Here is a 20,622-nt window from a genome sequence, read left to right as displayed (position 1 = left end):
GAACCAAACCCGAACGACGCCCCAACTCAGGCCGAGCTTGCAAGCAGCGCGTTCACCTCGGCCCGGGTCGGCTGCGCCACCTGCGCACCCGCTTTCGTGCAAGCCAGTGCTGCGGCGGCTGCGGCGGTGCGCAGCGCCAGCGGCCAGTCCTGACCCTCCATGCGGGCAGCGGCCAACACGCCGGTGAAAGTGTCACCGGCGCCGGTGGTGTCGACCGCGTCGACCGGAAAGCTGGCGACCTCATGTACGCGGCCCTCGGCGCAGGCCAGCACGCCCTTTGCGCCCAAGGTCAGCACCACCGCCATTTCGAAACGCGCGGCGAGCATCTCCACCTGCTCCACTTGTGTGCGGGCATCTTCGGCCTGGATACCCGCACCTTCGAGGGTGGCAGCCAATTCGGTCTCGTTGACCACCAGCAGGTCCAACAGCGCCAACACCTCAGGCGCGAGGCGACGGGCCGGGGCGTTGTTCAATATCGTCTGGCAGCCAGCGGCGCGGGCACGCGCAAGCAGGACGGTGTTTTGCGCCGGGTCGGTTTCCATCTGCAGCAGCACGGTGTGGGCCGTTGCCAGCGTGGCGTCGTCCACGTGATGGCTGCACAGCGCGAGGTTGGCGCCAGGCGCCACCACGATCTGGTTTTCGCCTCGGGCGTCGACCACGATGCCGGCGCAGCCGGTGGGCGCATCCAGGCGTTGCACGGTGCCCAGTTCGCACCCGGCCGTAGCCAGGCGAGCCAGTGCAGGCTCGGCAAAGGCATCGCGCCCCACCGCCGCCGCCAGTGTCACCGGCGCGCCGAACAGGCGGGCCGCATGGGCCTGGTTGGCGCCCTTGCCACCGGGCGAGACCAGATAGCCCGATCCCATGACCGTCTCTCCGGCTGCAGGCAGCCGGTCGGCGCGGAAGGCGATGTCCAGATTGACGGAGCCAAAGACGAGAAGCATGGTCGGTGCAATGCCAGAGGAAAGGGGGCTGGGTAAAGGACGCTGGGTAAAGGACGCTGGGGGTCGAAACGAGCAGGACCGGCCCCAAGGATTCGGGGCAATGTAGCATGCAGCCATGCGCACAAATGATGTCCCGGCAACCCCAGCCTCCCCCGAAGACGACACCCCGCTGCTGCGCTTTTTGCGCGCCATCCCCAAGGTCGAAATTCACTGCCACCTGCTCGGCGCGGTGCGCGAGGCCACCTTCCTGGAGTGGACGCGCCGCGCCGCCGCAAAAGCAGGTGGACAGCCTCCTCTGAGCGAGGAGGAGGCGCGCGCCTTCTATGAGCGCGGGGAAAAGCCGGTAGGGGTGCTCAAGGCCCTGCGTTCGCTCGACGCCTTCCTGATCACCCAGCCCGACGACCTGCACCGGTTGGTCTACGAGTACCTGCAGGACGCGGCGGCGCACCAGGTGCGGCACGCCGAGTTTTTCTGGAACCCCACAGGTACCGCGCAAGAGTCGGGCATCGCCTATCCGCGGGCACTGGAGGCGATCGTGCGCGCCATCCACGACGCCCGCGCTGACTTCGGCATCCAGGGCTGGCTCATCGCCGCCATCGACCGGCAGGCGCCGCCGCAGGCGGCGCTCGAAATGGCCGAATGGGTGGTGGCCCACCGGCGCGAGGAGGTGTTGGGCATCGGCATCGACTACAACGAAGTCGACCACCCGCCCGAATGGTTTGCGCCCGCGTACGCACTGGCGCGCCGGGCGGGCCTCAAGACCACGGCCCACGCTGGTGAGTTCGGTATGCCCTGGGTGAACGTGAAGACGGCTGTGGAGCTGCTGCAGGTGGACCGCATCGACCACGGCTACACCCTCACCGACGCGCCTCCGAGCGATGCGGAGAGCGCCGCCAGGCTCATCGCCCAGTGCGCCGAACGCGGCATTGTCTTTACCGTGGTGCCCACCAACTCGTTTTACCTGCGCACGCTCCCGAAGGAGCGCTGGGCGCTGGACCACCCGATTCGCCGCATGCCCGGGCTGGGCCTGCGCATCCACCCCAACACCGACGACCCGACCCTGCACAAAGTCACGCCCACCGGCACCTGGCAGATGATGGTGCGCGACTTCGGCTTTTCGATCGACGACCTGCGCGGCTTCATGATGAACGGCCTGGACGGCGCGTGGATGGACGAAGGGCAGCGCAGGCAGTGGCGGCAGGATTTCGGCGTGGCCTTCGATCAGGCACGCGCACTGCACCAGCCCTGAACGGGCGCTGCGACCAGCGGCGCTCAGTGGCGCCCACCCGCGCTGAGTAGAGCTCAGTCTCGCAGGGCCCAGCCTTCGGGCACCGCCCGCAGCAAGGGGCTGCGCAATACGCCGACCGCCTGCTGTGTCCGCTGCGGCCCCAGCTTCTGGCGCCAGCGCTCGCCTTGCAGCATGGCGACGCCGCAGCCCACCACCTGCACGCCCAGGCGCTCCATCAAGTCCCAGGTCGCGGCCATGGTGGTACCGGTAGAAAGGGTGTCGTCCACCAGCGCCACCCGCTTGCCCTGAAGGAGCGGCAGCAGGTGCGGATCCAGGTAGACCCGCTTGCCGGGCGTGGGCGAGGTGATGGAGTGCACCGCCGTCGACAGCGGCTCCTCGTACCAGAACTTGCGCGAGTACCCCAGGGGCACGTACCGGCTGTGGCCCAGGCTCTCGGCCACGCCTGGTGCCAGCGAAAGGCCCAGGGTGGGCAGACCCATGACCAGGTCGGGGGCCAGCGGCGCCAGCGCCTCACCCAACATGCGGGAGAGGACACGCACCACCTCCATCGAGGCCTGGTTCACCAGCAGCGAGGCCACCGCATGGTGAGGCTCGGCCGCCAGCGGCCGGATTGGCAGCATCAGGATGCGGCCATCGGGCAGGCGCGCCGGGTAGCCCAGGCGCCAGGGTCCGGCTTGGCTAGCGGGCGCAGCCTGGGGCGCGGCCTCGGGCGGCAGGAACTGCTGCCAATAGTGAGTGGTGGCTTCGGTGAAATGCGGCACCCTCGCATCTTAGGGCGTGCGTTGCGGCCGCCGCCGCGAGGGCTGATTCGCGCAGCAACGGCGCCGCCTAGGCCGCCGCGTTCTGCGTCTTGGCGCAGGTCTCAGATACCCTGAGGCCGTGCCACCGACTCGCTGCGGTCGCGGGCCGGCAATTGCAACTCCCGCTCACGCTCGCCCTCCCGCACGGTGAGCCGAATATCTCCGGTCCCCAGGCCATGGGCCCAGACCTGCTTGTAGAACGACTCCAGCGACAGCACCGGCTGGCCGTCCACCGCTGCCACCCAGTGCCCTGGCCGCAGCCCGGCGGCGTCCGCTGGGCTGCCGGCAGTGACGCGGGTGATGCGCACCCGCGAGCCCAGTTGCATGGCGTTGACGCCCAACCACGGACGCTTGGCCTGCGGGTGGGCGCCAGTGCGCACCAGTTCTGCCAGCACCGGCAGCAGGGTGTCCACCGGCACGAACAGGTTGCCAGCCAACTGCCGCGGATCCCCCTCCGGCATCACATCAGCCATGAGCAAGTTGCCTACGCCCACCAATTCGCCTCGGGTGTTGAACAGCCCGGCGCCCGAGTGGTTGCCCAGGGGCGGGGAGGTGTAGAGGGCGCTCTCGAGGTGGTATTCCCAGTAGCCGGTGAAGGCACGCCGGTCCATCAGCCGCACCACGCCGGCTTGCTGCGGCGAACCACCGGCGACGAACAGCATCAGGTCACCCGCCGAGAGCGACGCCGCCGTCGCCAGCGGAACCGGGCGAATGCCAGCCAGCGGCACCAGGGGCTTGACCAGGCCCAGGCCGTTCACGAAGTCGTAGGCCACCACCTGACCGGGAAGGCGACGCTGGTCGCGGGTGATGAGTTCGACCGACTCGGCCTCGAGCACCAAGTAGCCGATGGTGAGCACCAGGCCGTCGGGGGCGCCGGGAAGGGACACCAGCACGCCGCTGCCCTCCCGCCGACGGCCCAGGGAGTTGGCCGAGCCCGCTCCAGGCACAGCGCGCACCGCCACGCCCAGCGTGGCCGACTGCGCAGCCAGCAGCCGCTCGCGATCGTCGGCGGGCTGTTGTGCCTGGACCGGCGCGGGCGCAGCCAGGAGCATCGCCCCGGCGGTCAGCACGCTGAAGAAAAAGGCGGACAGAGCCTGGCGCATGGGGTTTCTCCTCGAAGCCAATAAATGCATCCCGCAATATCCATGCTATGCCCAGCAGTCTTTTCGGCAACAATGGTCAGAAGAACAGCCCCTGAACCTGCTAGGGATTGGCCTCACGACACGCACCATGGAAACACTCCCCCCGATCGAAACCCCCTGGCCCCTGGGCACCCGCCTGCGTCACTACAAGGGTGGCCTGTACGAGGTGGCCGGCTACTGCCTGATCGAGGCCACGCTGGAAACCGGCGTGCTGTACCGGCCGCTGGGTCCCGACGGCAAGCCCAAGGCCGATCTGCTGTGGATGCGGCCGCTGGCCCGCTTCGGGGATTTGGTCGAAACACCCGAGGGCACCATCACCCGCTTCCGGCCAACATAGGCTGGAGGACGCTCAACGCCCGCTGAACTTCGGCGCGCGGCGCTCGGCGAAGGCCTTGCGGCCCTCAGCGAAATCTTCGCTGGCCAGCGTCACGCGCTCACGCTCGCGAATCCGCTCCAAAGTGCCGGTAGCCGTGTTCCCTGTGGCCAGCTCGCGAAGGGACTGCTTAACGGCGCGCGCCGCCAGCGGCGCCAGGGCGGCCACGTCGCGCACCAGCGCGGATAAGCCCGCCTCGAACTCGGCGGCCGGCAGTAAGTCTTCCAGGCAGCCGGTGTCCCACAGGCGCTGCGCCGTGAAGGGCCTTCCAGTGAGAAAGGCCCGTTCGGTAAAGGCCAGGCCCATGCGGGTGACATAGCGCTGCAGGCCGTTGGCGTAGTAATGCAGGCCCAGGGCGGTGGCGGGCATGCGCATCTCGACGCCTTCCAGCGCCAGGCGCAGGTCGCTGGAGATGAACAGGTCGGTGGCGCCGCCGTACACACTGCCATTGAGCGCGCACACGGTGACTGGGCTGAGCGCGGCGTAGGCGTCGGTCATGCGTTCGAACAGACTGGCGTCCTTGCCCGGTTCGTCGAAACCGCCCAGGTCGTAACCAGCGCAAAACACCGGCTTGGGCTGGCCCGCGGTGTTGGCGCGCAGCATCACCACCCGCAGGCTGGTGTCGGCCTCGATACGCCCGAAGTGCGCCAGCAGCGTGTGCAGATCTTCGTCCTGCAGCCGGTTGCGGTGGGCCGGACGGTTGAGGGTGATCGTGGCCACGCCGTCTTCGATGGACAGCAGGGGTGTCGAGGCCGTGGCAGGGACTGTGGAGGTCATATTGATGTGCGCTGAGAAGGCGTGTGAGAGGGGCGGCTCGCATCACGCCGACAGGAACAGGGATTGCAAATCGCTGAGGAAGTCAAAACCACGCGCGCTGGGCCGCACGCGGCCAGCGTCGCGCTCGATCAGCCCCTTCGCTTCGGCCTGGGCCAGGCCTGGCTCGAGGGCCGACAGGGGCAGGCCGGTGCGGCTGCTGAAGTCTTGCAGGGCGAAGCCGTCCCGCAGCCGCAGCGCATTGAGCATGTACTCGAAAGGCAGCTCGGCGCGGGCCACTTCTTCCTCCTGCGCCACCGCGTCACCAGCCAGGGCTTGCGCCATGTAGCGCGCCGGCTCGCGGTAACGCACTTGGCGCAGCACCCGGTGCGCAAAGGACAGCTTGCCGTGCGCGCCAGCGCCGATGCCGAGGTAGTCGCCGAACTCCCAGTAATTGTTGTTGTGCCAGCAGCGGTGACCGTCTCGCGCATAGGCCGAGACCTCGTAGCGCGACATCCCCGCCAATGCCGTGCGCTCGGTAATGCGGTCGAGCATTGCGAAGGCATCGTCGTCGCTGGGCACCACCGGCGGGTACTTGGCAAAGTAGGTATTGGGCTCGAGCGTGAGGTGGTAGACCGACAGGTGCGGCGGCGCCAGCGCCAGGGCCTGGTTCAGGTCGGCGTCGAGCTGCGCCAAGGTCTGCCCGGGCAGCGCGTACATCAGGTCGAGGTTGAAGGTGTCAAAAGCGTCGGCCGCTTCCTCGCAGGCGGCGATCGCTTGCGCCCGGTCATGCACCCGCCCCACCGCTTGCAGGTGCGTGTCATTGAAGCTTTGCACACCCACCGAGAGCCGGGTCACACCGGCGGCGCGGAAGGCCCGGAAGCGGTCCTTCTCGAAGGTGCCGGGGTTGGCCTCGAGGGTGATCTCGCAATCGGGCGCCAGGCGCAGGCGGGCGCGAATGTCGGCCAGCAGCCGGTCAATGCCCGCCGGCGAAAACAGGCTGGGCGTGCCGCCGCCGATGAAGACGCTGTGCACGCTGCGGCCCCAGACCAGGGGCAGGGACTGCTCCAGGTCGGCCACGAGGGCGTCGAGATAGCGCTGCTCAGGCAGCTCGCCAGGCTTCATCTCGTGCGAGTTGAAGTCGCAATACGGGCACTTGCGGATGCACCAGGGCAGGTGCACATAAAGCGACAAGGGGGGCGGCGCTCCCAGTTGGAGGGTGCCGGGGCGCATGTAGTGGGCCAGGTCCTTCATGCGGGAAGAAGCCTTGTCGTAGACAGGAGGGCGCGCCGGAGCCGAGACGAGAGCCGCGGGCTCAGAGCCAGCGCTCCCGCATCAGCTGCACCATCTGCCGCGCCGCCTGGCCGCGGTGGCTGTGCGCATTTTTCACCGCCGGATCGAGCTGGGCGAAGGTGCAGTCAAACTGAGGCAGGTACATCACCGGGTCGAAGCCGAAGCCCTGCTCGCCCACCGGCGCGCGGGTGATCTCGCCCACCGCCCGGCCCACCGCAATCAGCGGCTCGGGGTCGTCGGCACTGCGCAGGGCCACGAGGGTGCTGACCAGCGCGGCGCGGCGATTGCTGATGCCCGCCATCTGCTGCAGCAAGGCAGTGACATTGTGGTCGTCGCCCTTGGGAAAGCCGAACTGCATGGCATAAAAAGCGGTGTCCACCCCCGGCAGGCCGCCAAAGGCGTCCACGCACAAGCCGGCGTCGTCGGCCAAGGCCGGCAGACCGCTTTCGCGCGCCGCATGACGTGCCTTGGCCAGCGCGTTCTCGACAAAGGTGCGAAAGGGCTCCTCGGCCTCGCCGATGCCGAGATCAGCCTGGCGCACAAGCTCCAAGCCCATCGGAGCGAACAGCGCCTGCAGCTCGACGAGCTTGCCGCGGTTGTTCGACGCCAGCACCAGGCGTCCGCCCCCGAGCAGTGCGCCGGCGGCCACCGAATCGCTGCGGCCCGAAGGCGGGGAAGCGGCCACTCAGGCCCCCATACCCGCGGGCGTCGGCGGCAGGGGTTGCTGCAGGGCCTCAGCCTGAAGACGTACCAGCTCGCCAATGCCTTGCTCGGCCAGTTGCAGCAGGCGGTCCATCTCGGCGCGGGTGAAGGCCGCGCCCTCGGCGGTGCCCTGCACCTCGACGAAGTGCCCCGCGCCGGTCATCACCACATTCATGTCGGTGTCGCAAGCCGAGTCCTCGACGTACTCCAGGTCCAGAAGGGGCGTGCCTTGCACGATGCCCACCGAGATGGCGGCCACCGGGCCGACGATGGGCGAGGCGGCGATCTTGCCCGCTGCCAGCAGCCGGCTGACCGCATCCTGCGCGGCGACAAAGGCGCCGGTGATGGCGGCGGTGCGTGTCCCGCCGTCGGCCTGCAGCACATCGCAGTCCAGGGTGAGGGTACGCTCGCCCAAAGCCTTGAGGTCAAACACCGCGCGCAGCGATCGCCCGATCAGGCGCTGGATTTCCTGCGTGCGGCCGCTTTGCTTGCCCCGGGCGGCCTCACGGTCACCGCGGGTGTGGGTGGCGCGCGGCAGCATGCCGTACTCGCCGGTCACCCAGCCCTCGCCAGAGCCGCGCTTGTGCGGCGGTACGCGCTCCTCCACCGAGGCAGTGCACAGCACGCGGGTCTGGCCGAACTCGATCAGGACGGAACCCTCGGCGTGAAGGGTGAAGCCGCGGGTGATGCGCACCGGGCGCAGTTGGTCGGCGGCACGGCCACCGGTTCTTTGAAATGCAGTCATGCCCCCGATGTTAGGGCCTGCGGCAGCCGGCACGGGCCGGGGGGTCACCCCCGGATGCGGACTGCGATGGCGCGCCCAGGGGCCGGGACGCCTGCCGGTCACCCTGGGCCATAATTTCGCCGTTCATTCATACCAAAGTTCCCGATGCCCATCTTCAGCATGACCGGCTACGCCACCGCCCAGGCCGCCGGCACCGCCTCGCCTGACCACGCCGCGCCCCGCCTGGGCGTGGAAATTCGCAGCGTCAACAGCCGCTTTCTCGACCTGTCCTTCCGTCTTTCCGAAGAACTGCGCCAGCACGAGCCCGCCCTGCGCGAGCTGCTGCAGTCGCGCCTCAAGCGCGGCAAGGTGGAAGTGCGCGGTGGGGTCGAGGCCGCGGCCGGCGCCGGCCTGGCCACGCCCTCCACGGCGCTGCTGCAGCGCCTGGGCAGTGTGCAGGAGCAGGTGCTGGCCTGGCTGCCCCAGGCCCGGCCTCTGGGAGTGGCCGACGTGATGCGACTGGCCGGTGGCGAGTCCGGCGGCGGCGCGATTGACACCGCCCAGGTGATTGCCCTGGCGACCGAGGCCGTGGAGGGGCTCATGCAGGCCCGCGCCCGCGAAGGCGAGCGCCTGGTCACGATGCTAAAGGGTCATCTGAAGCAGCTGCGCGCCCTGGCGGAACAGGCCAAGCCTTTGGTGCCTCAGCTGGTGGAGCAACAGCGGACCCGCTTCCTGGAGCGCTGGAACGAGGCCCTGGGCCTGGGCGCTCCATCGGCCAATGCACCTACTGCTCAAACCGCGCAAGACCGCGCATTGGCCGAGGCCACCGCCTTTGCGATCCGCATCGACGTGGCCGAGGAGCTCACCCGCCTGGCGGCGCACCTCGACGAAATCGAGCGGCTCCTCACGAAGGGCGGCGAGGCCGGCAAGCGCCTGGACTTCCTGATCCAAGAGCTGCACCGCGAGGCCAACACGCTGGGCTCCAAGTCACAAGTCCTCGAGCTCACCCGCATCAGCGTCGAGATGAAGGTGCTGATCGAGCAGATGCGCGAGCAGGTGCAGAACATCGAGTGACGAGTAAGGGGTACCGCAGCGGCCGCCCCTCCCCGGACTCACCCTGCCTCGCCCAAGCATTTAAAGACCATTTTTATGATCTTTAAATCAATTATTTTGAGATAATAGCCATATAAATGGCATTTATTCTCGCCACTGCCGATGAGATTCTGCACACCCTGGGGCAGCGCATCCGTGCACAGCGCCTGGCGCAGGGCCTACCCCAGAGTGAATTGGCGCAGATGGCAGGCCTGTCCCTGGGCGCCCTGCGCAAGCTCGAAAACAGCGGTCAATCGTCCCTGGAGACCTGGGTCCGGATCCTGCAGGCGCTGGGCTTGGCCTCAGAGCTCGACGACTTGCTGGTTCTGGCGCAGCAATCCATCGCGCAGATGCAGCGGGCCGAAGTGGCCAGGCAGCGCCAGCGAGCGCCCCGGCGAACGCGGCCATGAGAGGACTGGACGTCCACTACTGCGGCTGGGGTGAGGACTGGCCCCTGGGCCACTTGGCCCAAGCCGATGGCCGGCCCCTGTTCGAGTACGCCCCCGCTGCTCTGGCCCAAGGCCTGGAGCTGTCGCCGCTGCACCTCAAGCTGCGGCCAGCGGCCTACGGCGAATTTCCCGCGCATTCGGACCACCTGCCCGGACTGATCGCCGACAGCCTGCCCGATGGCTGGGGCCTGCTGCTGATGGACCGTCTCTTTCGCAGGCAGGGGCTGCGCCACCCCGGCCCACTCGATCGCCTGGCCTTCATCGGGGAACGGGCCATGGGAGCCCTGCGATTCGTGCCGGCCGCCGAACCAGACGCCTCGCAGCCGGACTGGTCGCTTCCGGAGTTGGCCCTCGAAAGCGCGCGGGCCCTGGCCGGCGAAGCCGGCGCGGCCTTGCGCGAACTCGCGCTCGCGGGCGGCTCCCCGCAAGGAGCGCGACCCAAGGCGCTGGTCCAGTATGAAGCGGCAAGTCGAACGGTGAGCACGCGCAAGGAGGCTCCGGGTGAGCCTTGGCTGGTGAAATTTCCCGGCCAGGGCGAGCACCCAGAGGTCTGCGCCATCGAGCAGATGTACGCAGAACTGGCGCGCGACTGCGGGCTGGAGATGCCTGCCAGCGCGCACTTCGACTTGTCACCCAAGTTGGCAGCCTTCGGCGTCGCGCGGTTCGACCGCGAGCAAACTTTGCGGGTGCCGGTCCACAGCCTCGCCGGTCTGCTGCAGGTGGACTTCCGGCTGCCAGGCAGCGCGGACTACACCACCTTCCTGCGGGCGAGCCGGCTGCTCACACGAGACGAGCGCGAGGTACACAAGGCCTTTGTGCGGGCGGTCTTCAATGTTCTGTTTCACAACCGCGACGACCATCCCAGGAACTTCGCCTGGCGTCTCGGCCGCGACCGGCGCTGGCGGCTCGCGCCAGCCTTCGACCTGACCTATAGCCACGGCCCGCGCGGACAGCACCACATGGACATCTGCGGCGAGGGTGATGCCGTCACCCGGCAGCACCTGCTGCGTCTGGCCTCACAGGGGGCCCTGCCCGCACAGGAGGCCGAGTCAGCCATCGAGACCCTGCTGGCCCAGGCCGAGGGCTTTGCGCGCCGCGCGAGTGACTTTCCGATCCGGCGCGCAACGGTCAGACAGATGGTGACCGCCGTCGACGCCTGCAGCCTGCGGCTGCGAGGCAAAGGCTGAACCGTGCGGGCCTGAGGGGCCCTGGGGCCCCGCCGTCCTGGGCGTGGTCCGGCACAGGCGCGAGGGTCAGCGGCGCAGGGTCGCCGTGTAAAATCCCGCGATGGATTACCCCGGCAACCTGTTCGTCGTCGCCGCGCCCTCCGGCGCCGGAAAATCCAGCTTGGTCAAGGCCCTGATGCAGCTCGACGCCAAGCTCTCGCCCTCGGTCTCCCACACCACCCGGCCGCCGCGCGGCCAGGAAAAACACGGGCGCGAGTACTTCTTCGTTTCCCCGCATGAGTTCGACACCATGGTGCTGGGCAGCGCCTTCGTCGAGTGGGCCCATGTGCATGGCAACCGCTACGGCACCTCCAAGAAGGCGATCGAGGAACGCATTGCCGGTGGCGGAGATGTCATCCTGGAGATCGACTGGCAGGGGGCCCTGCAGATCAAGAAAAACTTCAACAACGCGGTCCTGATCTTCATCCTGCCGCCCAGCTGGGAAGAGTTGCGCTCACGCCTGGAGCGCCGCGGCGAGGACACGCCCGAGGTGATCGAACTGCGCCTCAAGAACGCCGCCGAGGAAATGGCCCAGGCCAGGGAGTTTGACTTCGTTATAATCAACGAACTATTTGAGACGGCCTTATTCGATCTCAAAGCGATAGTCCACGCGCAGCGCCTGAAGTTCACGGCACAGCGACGAGCCCGGGCCGCGACCTTTGCGGCCCTCCACATCACCTGATCACTTTCCGGAGTAGCTCCATGGCTCGCATCACCGTCGAAGATTGCCTCGAAAAAATCCCCAACCGCTTCCAGTTGGTGCTGGCCGCGACCTACCGCGCCCGCATGCTGAGCCAGGGTCACACCGCCAAGATCGAGAGCAAGAACAAGCCGGGCGTCACCGCCCTGCGCGAAATCGCTGAAGGCAAGATCGGCCTCGAGATGCTCAAGAAGGTTCCGGGCTGAGGTACGCCAATCGGCGGCCTGCCGCCCTCACCACAAAAGCACCGCCCCGGCGGTGCTTTTTCGTTGCTGCGTTTGGCGGCCGGCCTGCGGGCAACCAGACAGCTGGGACGGCTTTGCGATGGCCTGGTGGTCACTCGCTGGCATCGCGCTACATTTGAGCCATGAGCGCGATGCTCGACGCCTCCCCCCCACGCCGCAGGGCTGCACGGTCCCTGCCTGGCCCGGCCCAAGCCAATGCGGCAGCGGCCAGCTTCGCCGCGCTCACTGCTCGCCTCGATTACCTCGACGCAGGCGAAGTCGCACAGGTCCGCCAGGCCTATCGCTTCGCCGACGAGGCCCACCTCGGTCAGATGCGCGCCAGCGGTGAGCCCTATATCACCCACCCGATCGCGGTCGCCGCCCAGTGCGCCGAGTGGAAGCTCGACGCCCAAGCCCTGATGGCGGCCCTGCTGCACGACGCAATCGAAGACTGCGGCGTCACCAAGCCCGAGCTGATCGAGCGCTTCGGCGCGCCGGTGGCCGAACTGGTCGACGGCCTGACCAAGCTCGACAAGCTGCATTTCAATACCCGCGAGGAAAACCAGGCCGAGTCCTTCCGCAAGATGCTGCTGGCCATGGCGCGCGATGTGCGGGTCATCCTGATCAAGCTGGCCGACCGCTCGCACAACATGCGCACGCTCGAGGACATGCCGCGTGCCAAGTGGGGCCGTATTTCGGCGGAGACGCTGGAGATCTACGCCCCCATCGCCCACCGCCTGGGTCTGAACCAGACCTACCGGGAGCTGCAGGAGCTGTCCTTGCGCTACCTGCGGCCCTGGCGCCATGCAGTGCTGGCCAAGGCGGTGTCCAAGGCTCGCAACCGGCGGCGCGACCTCATTCAGAAGGTACAGCGCGAGGTGGAAGCGGCCTTCGACGCCGCCCGCATTGCGGTGCGGCTTGGCGGACGCGAAAAGACCCTGTATTCCATCTACCGCAAGATGGACGAGAAGCACCTGAGCTTCGCCCAGGTCACCGACATCTACGGCTTTCGCATCGTCGTGCCCAGCGTGAGCGACTGCTACACCGCCCTGGGCGTGCTGCACCAGATGTACAAGCCCGTACCTGGCCGGTTCAAGGACCACATTGCCATTCCCAAAGTCAACGGCTACCAGTCACTGCACACCACGCTGGTCGGGCCCGCGGGCGTGAACATCGAGTTCCAGATTCGGACCCAGGAAATGCACCTGGTGGCGGAATCCGGAGTGGCCGCCCACTGGCTGTACAAGGCCGGCCCCGAGGCCAGCAAGGCCTCCGAGGCGGGCGAGCGCCTGGGTGCCCAGTGGCTACAGTCGCTGCTGGACATCCAGCACGAGACGCGCGACGCCACCGAGTTCTGGGACCACGTCAAGATCGACCTGTTCCCCGATGCGGTCTATGTCTTCACCCCCAAGAGCCAGATCCTGGCCCTGCCCCGGGGCGCAACCACCGTCGACTTTGCCTATGCCATTCACTCGAGCGTGGGCGACCATGCGGTGGCCGCGCGCATCAATGGCAATCAGGTCCCTCTGCGCACCGAGCTGAAAATCGGCGATGTGATTGCGGTGGAGACCTCACGCGAGGCCACACCCGATCCTGCCTGGCTGGCGTTCGTTCGTACCGGCCGGGCGCGATCCAAAATCCGCCACTACCTCAAGACCCGCGCAGTGGCTGAATCCCAGGCATTGGGCGCGCAGCTGCTCACACAGGCGCTGCGGGCCGAGGGCATTGAACGCCTGCCTGGAACGGATGCCGCCTACCACGCGGTCTGGGAAAAGCTCCTCCGCTTCACTGGCAACCGCAACGCCGAGGAACTGCTCACCGACCTGGGTCTGGGCAAGCGCATTGCCTCCATCGTGGCCAAGCGCTTGGCCAACTTGCTGGCCGAGTCCGGCGAAAAGCCCGACGCACTGCTGATCACCCGCGAACGCTTCACCGCGTCAGTCCAGCCCGCTCACGCGGCGGTCGTCCTCGACGGGAGCGAGAACGCCTCGGTGCAGTTTGCCACCTGCTGCCGGCCGGTGCCGGGTGAATCCATCGTCGGCTACTTGGGGCGCGGTGAGGGCCTGGTAGTACACGCCGCCGACTGCGGGACGGCGCGAAAACTCCTCAACAAAGACAGTGAACGCTTCATCGGCGTCGAATGGTCCGACGAGCCGGTGCGCGCTTTCGAAACCCACCTGCTGGTCACCGTGGCCAACGGCAAAGGCGTGCTGGCCCGCGTCGCTCAGGCCCTGGCCAGCGCCGAGGTCGACATCACCCATGTGGACATGGGCGAGGAGCGCGTCCAGGATGCGGCCGACCTGCGACTGATCATCGCTGTGCGAGACCGCTCCCATCTGGACGCCGCCATCCGGATTCTCAAACGCACGCCCTCGGTGCTGCAAGTCGAGCGAATGCGCCCGCGCAGCAGCGCTCAGGGCCCGGCAGCCTCGCCCGGTGCCGGGTAGCGCACCGACAGCACCTCGATCTCCTGGGTGCCGGCCGGCGTCTGCAGCTTGACCACGTCGCCCTCGCGCGCCTTGAGCAGGGCCCGTGCGATCGGGGAAATCCAACTCACTTGGTTGCGGGCGCTGTCGGCCTCATCGATGCCCAAAATGGTGACCTCGCGCTCAGCGCCGGCTTCGTCGGCGTAGCGCACGGTAGCCCCGAAAAAGATTGGGTCGCGCCCGTGGTGCACGCTGGGGTCCGTCACCTCGGCGATCTCCAGCCGCCGGGTGAGGAAGCGGATGCGCCGGTCGATCTCACGCAGGCGCTTCTTGCCGTAGAGATAGTCACCGTTTTCGGAGCGGTCGCCATTGCGGGCGGCCCAATGCACCGCCTCGACCACCTGCGGCCGCTCCGCGTCGATCAGTTGCAACAGTTCGGCGCGCAGGCGCGCATAGCCCTGGGGCGTGATGTAGTTGCGGGTGCCGGCGGGCAGTGGCGGCAGGCCGCCGTCATCGTCTTCGCCATCGCCGTCACTTTCGCGGGTGAATGCCTTGCTCATGGAGCCGCAAGCATAGCGGCCCTGGCTTCCTACACGGCAGGCGGCCAGCGCCTGACAAGACGGCTGCGGACAGCCTTCCCACAATGGGCCGATGTCCCTGGCCACGTGCACTGTCCCTGCCGCCCCGTCTGCGGAGGCTGATGCCTGCGCCGCGGGCCTGAACACCGAGGTGGAGGCCGCTCGCTACGCCCTGCTGCGGCGGCTTGGGCCCGCGCTGCGCCACGACCTCGTGGTTCACCTTCAAGCGGTGGCGATGATGGCGGAGGTGCTGAGTGTGCGGCTGGGACGTGGCGCGCAGCCCGACGACCTGCACCAGACGCTCGCACGCATGCACCGCTTGGCGCGAGACGCCGTCGCCGGCGCCTTGCAGGTGGCCAGTTGGCTGGCGCCGCCGGAAGACGACACGGTCGACCTGCGCCAGGGGCTGGAAGAATGCCTCGGCCTGGTGCGAAGCTGCCTCGGGTTTCGCGGCATACGACTGCTGGCCGAACTGCCCGATGCCGGGCTGCCCGTCTCGCGCGACCAACTCCGTTGCCTGCTGCTGTCGGCGCTGCTACACCTGAGTGACCAGGGGTCACCGGGGAGCGCGCTGCATGTCCAGGTGCAGCCCGAAACGGACGGGGTTCTGCTGCAACTCACGCTTGAAGCTCGCGACAGCCTGGCGACCCCTGTGACCCCTGTGACCCCTGCGACCATCCGCCCCGATGACGATGCTGACGCGCACGCGGAGGGCCGCAGAAACTGGCGTGTGCTGGCGCCGGGCGAGGACGCAGACTACCGCCCCCTGCACTGGAGTGACGTGCGGGTACTGGCGGCGGGCCTGCCCCTGCTTCGGCATTGCAACCCCACCCGGATCGAGCTGAGGCTGCCGCGCGCCGAGGCCCGCGCTCCGCTTCAAGTCGCACCGCGCTGAGACGCGCCGCCCAGGTACTGCTCGAGGGCGGCCACCGGCAGCGGCCCGCAGTAGAGAAAGCCCTGGAAGCCCGTGCAGCCTTCGCGAACAAGGAAGTCCCTCTGCGCCTCGGTCTCCACGCCCTCGGCCACCACCGCCAGGTGCAGGCTCTGCGCAAGCACAATGATGGCGCGGGCGATGGCGGCGTCGGTCTCGTCCACCAGCAGGTCCTTCACGAACTCACGGTCGATCTTGAGCTGGTCTAGCGGCAGGCGCTTCAGATAGGCCAGCGAGGAGTAGCCCATGCCGAAGTCGTCCAGCGCCAGCCCCACCCCCAGGGCCTTGAGCCGGGTCATTTTGCTCACCATGTCCTCGAAGCCATCGACCATGAGGCTCTCGGTCAGCTCCAGCGTGAGCAAATGCGGCGCGATTCCTGCGCGTGCGATGGCCTCGGTGACGCCCTCGGCAAAGTCCGGGTGGCGGAACTGGCGCGCGCTGACATTGACTGCAATGCCCAGGTGGCTGCGCTCCGGCTCACCCGCCCACTGCGCCAGTTGCGCGCAGGCGGTGTCGAGCACCCAGCGGCCGATCGGCAAAATCAGCGCCGTCTCCTCGGCGGCGCCAATGAATAAATCGGGTGCAAGCCGGCCACGCACAGGATGCGCCCAGCGCACCAGGGCCTCGACGCCGGTCACACAGCCGGTGGCGTCGACCTGCGGCTGGTAGTCCAGCTCGAACTGGTGCTCCCTCCAGGCCTGCCGAAGGTCAGCCGCCAGCGCAGCGCTGGCGCTGGCTTGGGCCTGCAACTCGGGATCGAAGGCGCAGACCGTGTTGCGGCCCAGACGCTTGGCCTGGTACATGGCCAGGTCCGCTTGCTTGAGCAGGTCGCTCACCGACTCAGCGTCCTTGCCAAAAACAGTCACGCCGATGCTGCAGGTGCTGTGGTGAAGCGTCCCCGGTAAGGCGTAGGGCTCGCCGAGGGCGGCCAGCACCCGCTCGGCCACCCCCTGCGCGGCGGCCGTCATGGTGGCCGGGTGACCGGCCTCACCCGGCCGGGGTTGCAGCAGAACGACGAACTCGTCCCCTCCCAAGCGCGCGACGGTGTCAGCCTCGGACACGCAGTCACGCAGCCGACCGCCTACCTGCTGCAGCAGGAGATCGCCGTGCTCGTGGCCCAGGGTGTCGTTGAGCACCTTGAAATTGTCCAGGTCGATGAACATCAGCGCGCCGCCGTCCGCCGCTGGCGCCGGCGCGAGCATGTCCTGCAGCCGCTCGAGGAGCAGTTGCCGGTTGGGAAGACCGGTGAGCGTGTCGTAGAACGCCAGGTAGCGGATCTTCTGCTCGGCGGCCTTGCGCTCGGTGATGTCGCGGCCGACCGCCACCCAGTGGGTGAGGCGACGTGCCTGGTCCCAGACCGGCGAAATATCCAGGTCCACCCAATAGGGCTGGCCGTCCTTTCGGTGGTTCACCAGATCGACCCGAACCGGCCTCCACTGCTGCAGTGCGCCGCGAATCTGGTCCAGCCGATCGCGCTGCGTTTGCGGCCCCTGCAGCAGTCGCGGCGATCGCCCCAGCACCTCCTCGCGGGCATAGCCGGTGCGGCGTTCGAAGGCCTCGTTGACAAAGACGATGCGAGGACCCGGTTCGTCATAGGGCGCAACCTCGGTGATGATGACCAGGTCATTGAGCCGGGCGATGCTGCCCTCGAGCAGGCGCAGATGCTCCTGCGCCTGCTGCGCTCCAGTGGCATCGTGAAGGTGGACAGCCATTCCGGAGGCGAAGGGCTCGCCACGAAACGCCAGCCACAGGCGCTGCGAGGTGTCGGCCTCCTCGAACGTCAAGGGTTCGCGCCGCGCCAGGGCAGCGCGTACGCGGGCCTCGAGCCGCAGCCGCCCGGTGCGGAGGAACAAGTCCCAGAATGGGCGCCCTTGCAGCACGGTCACAGCCAGACCCAACACGCGTTCAGCCGCCGGGTTGGCGAAATTGATGCGCCCGTCCGCATCCAGCGTGAGCAGCGCGTCGTCTGCTGCGCCCTGAGGCTCGGCGATCAGCATCACGCCCTCGATCTGATGCGCGCGCTGCGCGGTGTCCATCACCGCCTGACCCAGCACCCGCGCCCACAGCCGCCGGCCCGCTGCCTGCACCTGAACCTCGTGATCAAAGGGCAGACCCTGCACGGCGCAGCGGCGTAGCAGCGCCTCTAATTCCTGGCGCCAGGGCGGCAACACAAAGCCGAAGTCAGCCGGCCCCGACGGGTCCTCACAACCGAGGATCAGGGACAGCCTAGGCGAGGCGCGCAGGCGGGGTGAACCCGGGGCCGAGGAAAGGTCTAAACGCCATACGCCGGCGCCGGTGGCCGCCTCGAGCAAACCGGCCACGCCAGCGACTGCGGCCGCAGTGGGGGTCGCGGTCGCGGCAAGAGTTTCATGTGCCTCCAAGGATCCGGCCACCGACGGATAGTAGGCAGTCCCAGGGGTGGGAGGTGGCCGGTCGGTCACGTCCTACAGCAGCCGGCGGTGGTGTCCGAAATGGAAGACCGTACGTCTCGATAGAGTGCTTACGACTTGCAACCCCTCGCTCGCCCACTCGCCTGCCCGGACAAGGAAAAGCCATGACCAACGCCCAGTCTCCAGACCTGCTCCACGCCTACATCGTCGAAGACAACCCCATGCTCTGTGAGAGCCTGGTGGGAACCCTGGAGGAACTCACCGGGGTGAAGGTCCTGGGTACCACCGGCGCCGAGAGCCGGGCGCTCGCATGGCTGCACGAGCATCCCCGCGACTGGCAAGTGCTGGTGGTCGACCTCTTCCTTCGCAGTGGCAGCGGACTGCACCTGGTGGAACATCTGCCGCCGCGCGGCCCGTGGCAGAAGGTGGTGGTGTTCAGCAACTACGTGAACGCCACCGTCCGCAAGCGTTGCGCCCAACTCGGAGTGGATGCGGTGTTCGACAAATCCACCGAGATCGACGCGCTGGTGGATTACTGCGCGCGTCAGTGCTTCCTCCAATCGGCGGCAGGTCCAGCCGCCTACGGCCTGGGCCCTGGTGGGCGTGCCAGCGGATCACCGCTCGCCAGCACAAGCCGACTCGCCCCCCTTGCAGGAATGGCGTTTCGGCCGGCCGGACTACAGCCAGCAGACCTGGCCGTGCCGCCCGGGACCTGAAGCCGGTCCGAGGCCGCATCTCACTGCGCGGGCTTGACGATCGAGGGCGGGCCGCTCTTGTAGGGCTGGTCCTCTCGCTCGAAATGGGTGTCGGACTGGTTGATGTCCCCTGGCGGAGTCGCCTGCTGCGGGTGCTTTTCCCGCTGGGTCGTGGTGCTGCTCGGCTCCATGCCCTCGCCCGGCCCGCCCAGGCGGCTGGCGGGGGGCTCCGCGCAGGCGACCAGCAACAAGGCGGCAGAGGCCACCCCCATCCCTGAAGCGAAACGAACCCTCGCTCCGAGGAAATTCAGGCTGTGCAAAAAAGAGTTGGAAATTGGCATAAGGGCCTCCGGGGTGCTTGGTTGGACGAATGAACATGCGGCCGTCTGGACACATGCCACTACCCGGCAAGCGGCGTGCCCGGCACCCGCCCGGACGATGCGGGCCGCCCGCATGAAAGCCCCCAAACCCAAGCGGGCGGCCCCAGCCAGCCGGGGCCCGCAGCGTCAACATCGCGCGACGCATGCGGCTGTAACCACGGATGGGCAACCGGCCAGGCTCCGCCATACAATGAGTTGGTCCAAGACACTCTAGGGAAGAGGGCGGGTTCGTGAGAGTTGCTGTTGTCGGGTCCGGAATCTCCGGCCTTGCTGCCGCGCACAAGCTGCGTGAGCATGCCCATGTCACCCTGTTCGAGGCCGGCAACTACTTCGGCGGCCACACCCGCACGGTGGACGTGACACTGCCGACGGCGCAGGGCGAGCAGCGCTGGGGCGTCGACACCGGCTTCCTGGTGCTCAACGAGCGGACCTACCCGCAGCTGATCGCGCTGCTGGCCGAGCTGGGGGTGCCCACAGCGCCCTCCGACATGTCCTTCTCGGTCCAGGTGCCGGCCAGCGCCCGCGCGCGCGCGCTCGAATGGAGTGGCAACAACCTGGCGACGGTATTTGCGCAGAAGCGCAACCTCCTCAGCCCCCGCTTCCTGGGCATGCTGGCCGACCTGCTGCGCTTCAACCGCCTGTGCACCCGGCTGGCCTTGGAGGGCGAGGAGTCCCGTCTGATGGAGCCCTTGGGCAGCTTTCTCCAACGGGAGGGCTTTGGCCAGCCCTTCCGGGACTGGTACTTCCTGCCTATGCTGGGTTGCATCTGGAGCTGCCCGACAGACCAGATGCTGCAGTTCCCGGTAGCAACCATGATCCGCTTCTGCCACAACCACGGACTGCTGCAGGTGAACGACCGGCCGCAGTGGTTCACGGTCGCCGGCGGTGCGCGCCAGTATGTGGAGAAGATCGTCGCCAGCTTGCCCGACACCCGGCTGGCAACGCCGGTGCGGCGGATCGACCGCGACGCGGCCGGCGTGACCGTGCGCACCGACCAAGGCGCCGAGCGCTTTGACCACGCCGTTGTGGCCACCCACAGCGACCAGGCGCTGGCGCTGCTGAACCAGCCGACCACGGCCGAGGCCGAGGTGCTGGGCGCGATCCGCTACCAACCCAACCGGGCGGTACTGCACACCGACACCTCGGTACTGCCGCAAAGCCGCGCCGCCTGGGCCGCCTGGAACTACGAGCGCGCCGCAGAAGACTCGCAGGAGTCTGGCCGCGTTTGCCTGCACTACCTGCTCAATAAACTGCAGCCCCTCCCCTTCAGCCAGCCCCTGGTCGAGTCACTGAACCCGGTGCGCGCGATCGACCCGGCCCAGGTGCTGAGCGAGTTCGAATTCAGCCACCCGGTCTTCGATATGGCGGCCATCCAGGCCCAGGGCCGCGTGCCAGAGTTGCAAGGCGTCGCCCACACCTGGTACTGCGGCGCATGGACCCGCTACGGCTTTCACGAGGACGGGCTGAAGTCTGGACTGACCGTGGCCGAGGAGCTCCTGGCCTACACCGCGTCGGCGCGCAAAGCGGCAGCGTGAGCAAGAAGGGGTTAGGAGT

At 67.9% G+C, this 20,622-nt stretch carries 21 protein-coding genes; 11 read left to right on the top strand and 10 right to left on the bottom strand.

The genetic code is table 11. The features are described from left to right. Positions 1–26 precede the first annotated feature (26 nt). Positions 27–941 carry a ribokinase gene (locus QE494_RS03725; protein ID WP_300041558.1) on the bottom strand — a complete coding sequence of 305 codons (915 nt, stop codon included), beginning with the start codon at positions 939–941 and terminating at the stop codon, positions 27–29. 115 nt (positions 942–1,056) lie between these two features. Between QE494_RS03725 and QE494_RS03720 the strand changes: the two genes are divergently transcribed. Then, positions 1,057–2,190 carry an adenosine deaminase gene (locus tag QE494_RS03720; protein WP_300041557.1) on the top strand — a complete coding sequence of 378 codons (1,134 nt, stop codon included), beginning with the start codon at positions 1,057–1,059 and terminating at the stop codon, positions 2,188–2,190. Positions 2,191–2,243: 53 nt separating this feature from the next. Here QE494_RS03720 and QE494_RS03715 read toward each other — a convergent pair whose 3' ends face one another. Together QE494_RS03715 and QE494_RS03710 are read right to left on the bottom strand one after the other, a co-directional pair. Beyond that, positions 2,244–2,951 carry a phosphoribosyltransferase gene (locus QE494_RS03715; protein ID WP_300041556.1) on the bottom strand — a complete coding sequence of 236 codons (708 nt, stop codon included), beginning with the start codon at positions 2,949–2,951 and terminating at the stop codon, positions 2,244–2,246. Between the two features lie 101 nt (positions 2,952–3,052). Beyond that, the gene (locus QE494_RS03710; RefSeq protein WP_300041555.1) at positions 3,053–4,093 is read right to left on the bottom strand and encodes a S1C family serine protease; all 1,041 of its coding nucleotides are present in this window, start codon (positions 4,091–4,093) and stop codon (positions 3,053–3,055) included. A gap of 127 nt (positions 4,094–4,220) precedes the next feature. On the opposite strand from QE494_RS03710, the gene QE494_RS03705 reads away from it, so the two are divergent. Beyond that, positions 4,221–4,469, top strand: a complete 249-nt coding sequence (locus QE494_RS03705; protein ID WP_300041554.1) for a DUF1653 domain-containing protein — start codon at positions 4,221–4,223, stop codon at positions 4,467–4,469. A 12-nt stretch (positions 4,470–4,481) separates the two neighbouring features. Here the strand turns inward: QE494_RS03705 and QE494_RS03700 are convergent, their stop codons facing one another. The 4 genes from QE494_RS03700 to rph form a co-directional block, all read right to left on the bottom strand. Beyond that, complete coding sequence (locus QE494_RS03700; RefSeq protein ID WP_300041553.1) at positions 4,482–5,282, bottom strand: enoyl-CoA hydratase/isomerase family protein; 801 nt, start codon at positions 5,280–5,282, stop codon at positions 4,482–4,484. Positions 5,283–5,324: 42 nt separating this feature from the next. Beyond that, a complete protein-coding gene (gene hemW, locus QE494_RS03695; protein ID WP_300041552.1) occupies positions 5,325–6,512 on the bottom strand; it encodes a radical SAM family heme chaperone HemW in 1,188 nt (395 codons plus the stop codon). 61 nt (positions 6,513–6,573) lie between these two features. Next, positions 6,574–7,185: a non-canonical purine NTP pyrophosphatase gene (locus QE494_RS03690; RefSeq protein WP_300041561.1), complete on the bottom strand. Its 612-nt coding sequence runs from the start codon at positions 7,183–7,185 to the stop codon at positions 6,574–6,576. Positions 7,186–7,236: 51 nt separating this feature from the next. Continuing rightward, positions 7,237–7,998: a ribonuclease PH gene (gene rph / locus QE494_RS03685; protein ID WP_300041551.1), complete on the bottom strand. Its 762-nt coding sequence runs from the start codon at positions 7,996–7,998 to the stop codon at positions 7,237–7,239. A gap of 144 nt (positions 7,999–8,142) precedes the next feature. Here rph and QE494_RS03680 point away from each other — a divergent pair, with 144 nt between their 5' ends. The 6 genes from QE494_RS03680 (at position 8,143) to QE494_RS03655 (ending at position 14,115) form a co-directional block, all read left to right on the top strand. Beyond that, a complete protein-coding gene (locus tag QE494_RS03680; RefSeq protein ID WP_300041550.1) occupies positions 8,143–9,051 on the top strand; it encodes a YicC/YloC family endoribonuclease in 909 nt (302 codons plus the stop codon). 116 nt (positions 9,052–9,167) lie between these two features. After that, positions 9,168–9,479, top strand: coding sequence for a helix-turn-helix domain-containing protein (locus tag QE494_RS03675; protein ID WP_300041549.1), 312 nt, complete (start codon positions 9,168–9,170; stop codon positions 9,477–9,479). Beyond that, the gene (locus QE494_RS03670) at positions 9,476–10,705 is read left to right on the top strand and encodes a type II toxin-antitoxin system HipA family toxin (protein ID WP_300041548.1); all 1,230 of its coding nucleotides are present in this window, start codon (positions 9,476–9,478) and stop codon (positions 10,703–10,705) included. Before QE494_RS03675 ends, QE494_RS03670 begins: the two co-directional genes overlap by 4 nt. Positions 10,706–10,805: 100 nt before the next feature. Then, a complete protein-coding gene (gene gmk / locus QE494_RS03665; RefSeq protein ID WP_300041547.1) occupies positions 10,806–11,426 on the top strand; it encodes a guanylate kinase in 621 nt (206 codons plus the stop codon). Between the two features lie 20 nt (positions 11,427–11,446). Continuing rightward, complete coding sequence (gene rpoZ, locus QE494_RS03660; RefSeq protein WP_300041546.1) at positions 11,447–11,650, top strand: DNA-directed RNA polymerase subunit omega; 204 nt, start codon at positions 11,447–11,449, stop codon at positions 11,648–11,650. Between the two features lie 161 nt (positions 11,651–11,811). Next, positions 11,812–14,115, top strand: a complete 2,304-nt coding sequence (locus tag QE494_RS03655) for a bifunctional (p)ppGpp synthetase/guanosine-3',5'-bis(diphosphate) 3'-pyrophosphohydrolase (protein ID WP_300041545.1) — start codon at positions 11,812–11,814, stop codon at positions 14,113–14,115. On the opposite strand, the gene greB is transcribed toward QE494_RS03655, so the two are convergent. Next, complete coding sequence (gene greB / locus QE494_RS03650) at positions 14,082–14,654, bottom strand: transcription elongation factor GreB (RefSeq protein ID WP_300041544.1); 573 nt, start codon at positions 14,652–14,654, stop codon at positions 14,082–14,084. The two genes, QE494_RS03655 and greB, sit on opposite strands and share 34 nt — an antisense overlap. A gap of 91 nt (positions 14,655–14,745) precedes the next feature. On the opposite strand from greB, the gene QE494_RS03645 reads away from it, so the two are divergent. Continuing rightward, entirely contained in the window at positions 14,746–15,567 is an 822-nt protein-coding gene (locus tag QE494_RS03645; RefSeq protein ID WP_300041543.1) for a hypothetical protein, read from the top strand. Here the strand turns inward: QE494_RS03645 and QE494_RS03640 are convergent. Further along, complete coding sequence (locus QE494_RS03640) at positions 15,549–17,924, bottom strand: bifunctional diguanylate cyclase/phosphodiesterase (protein WP_300041542.1); 2,376 nt, start codon at positions 17,922–17,924, stop codon at positions 15,549–15,551. The two genes, QE494_RS03645 and QE494_RS03640, sit on opposite strands and share 19 nt — an antisense overlap. Positions 17,925–18,157: 233 nt before the next feature. On the opposite strand from QE494_RS03640, the gene QE494_RS03635 reads away from it, so the two are divergent. Then, a complete protein-coding gene (locus QE494_RS03635) occupies positions 18,158–18,709 on the top strand; it encodes a response regulator (protein ID WP_336619419.1) in 552 nt (183 codons plus the stop codon). Between the two features lie 20 nt (positions 18,710–18,729). Here QE494_RS03635 and QE494_RS03630 read toward each other — a convergent pair whose 3' ends face one another. Next, entirely contained in the window at positions 18,730–18,954 is a 225-nt protein-coding gene (locus QE494_RS03630; protein WP_300041541.1) for a hypothetical protein, read from the bottom strand. 344 nt (positions 18,955–19,298) lie between these two features. Between QE494_RS03630 and QE494_RS03625 the strand changes: the two genes are divergently transcribed. Beyond that, the gene (locus QE494_RS03625; protein WP_300041540.1) at positions 19,299–20,603 is read left to right on the top strand and encodes an NAD(P)/FAD-dependent oxidoreductase; all 1,305 of its coding nucleotides are present in this window, start codon (positions 19,299–19,301) and stop codon (positions 20,601–20,603) included. Positions 20,604–20,622 lie beyond the last annotated feature (19 nt).

Origin of the sequence: Ramlibacter sp. (assembly GCF_029866045.1) — a bacterium.
Classification (GTDB): Bacteria; Pseudomonadota; Gammaproteobacteria; order Burkholderiales; family Burkholderiaceae_C; genus Ramlibacter.
The sequence above is the reverse complement of the archived record's forward strand: the minus strand, read 5'-3'. Positions and strand labels throughout refer to the sequence as shown.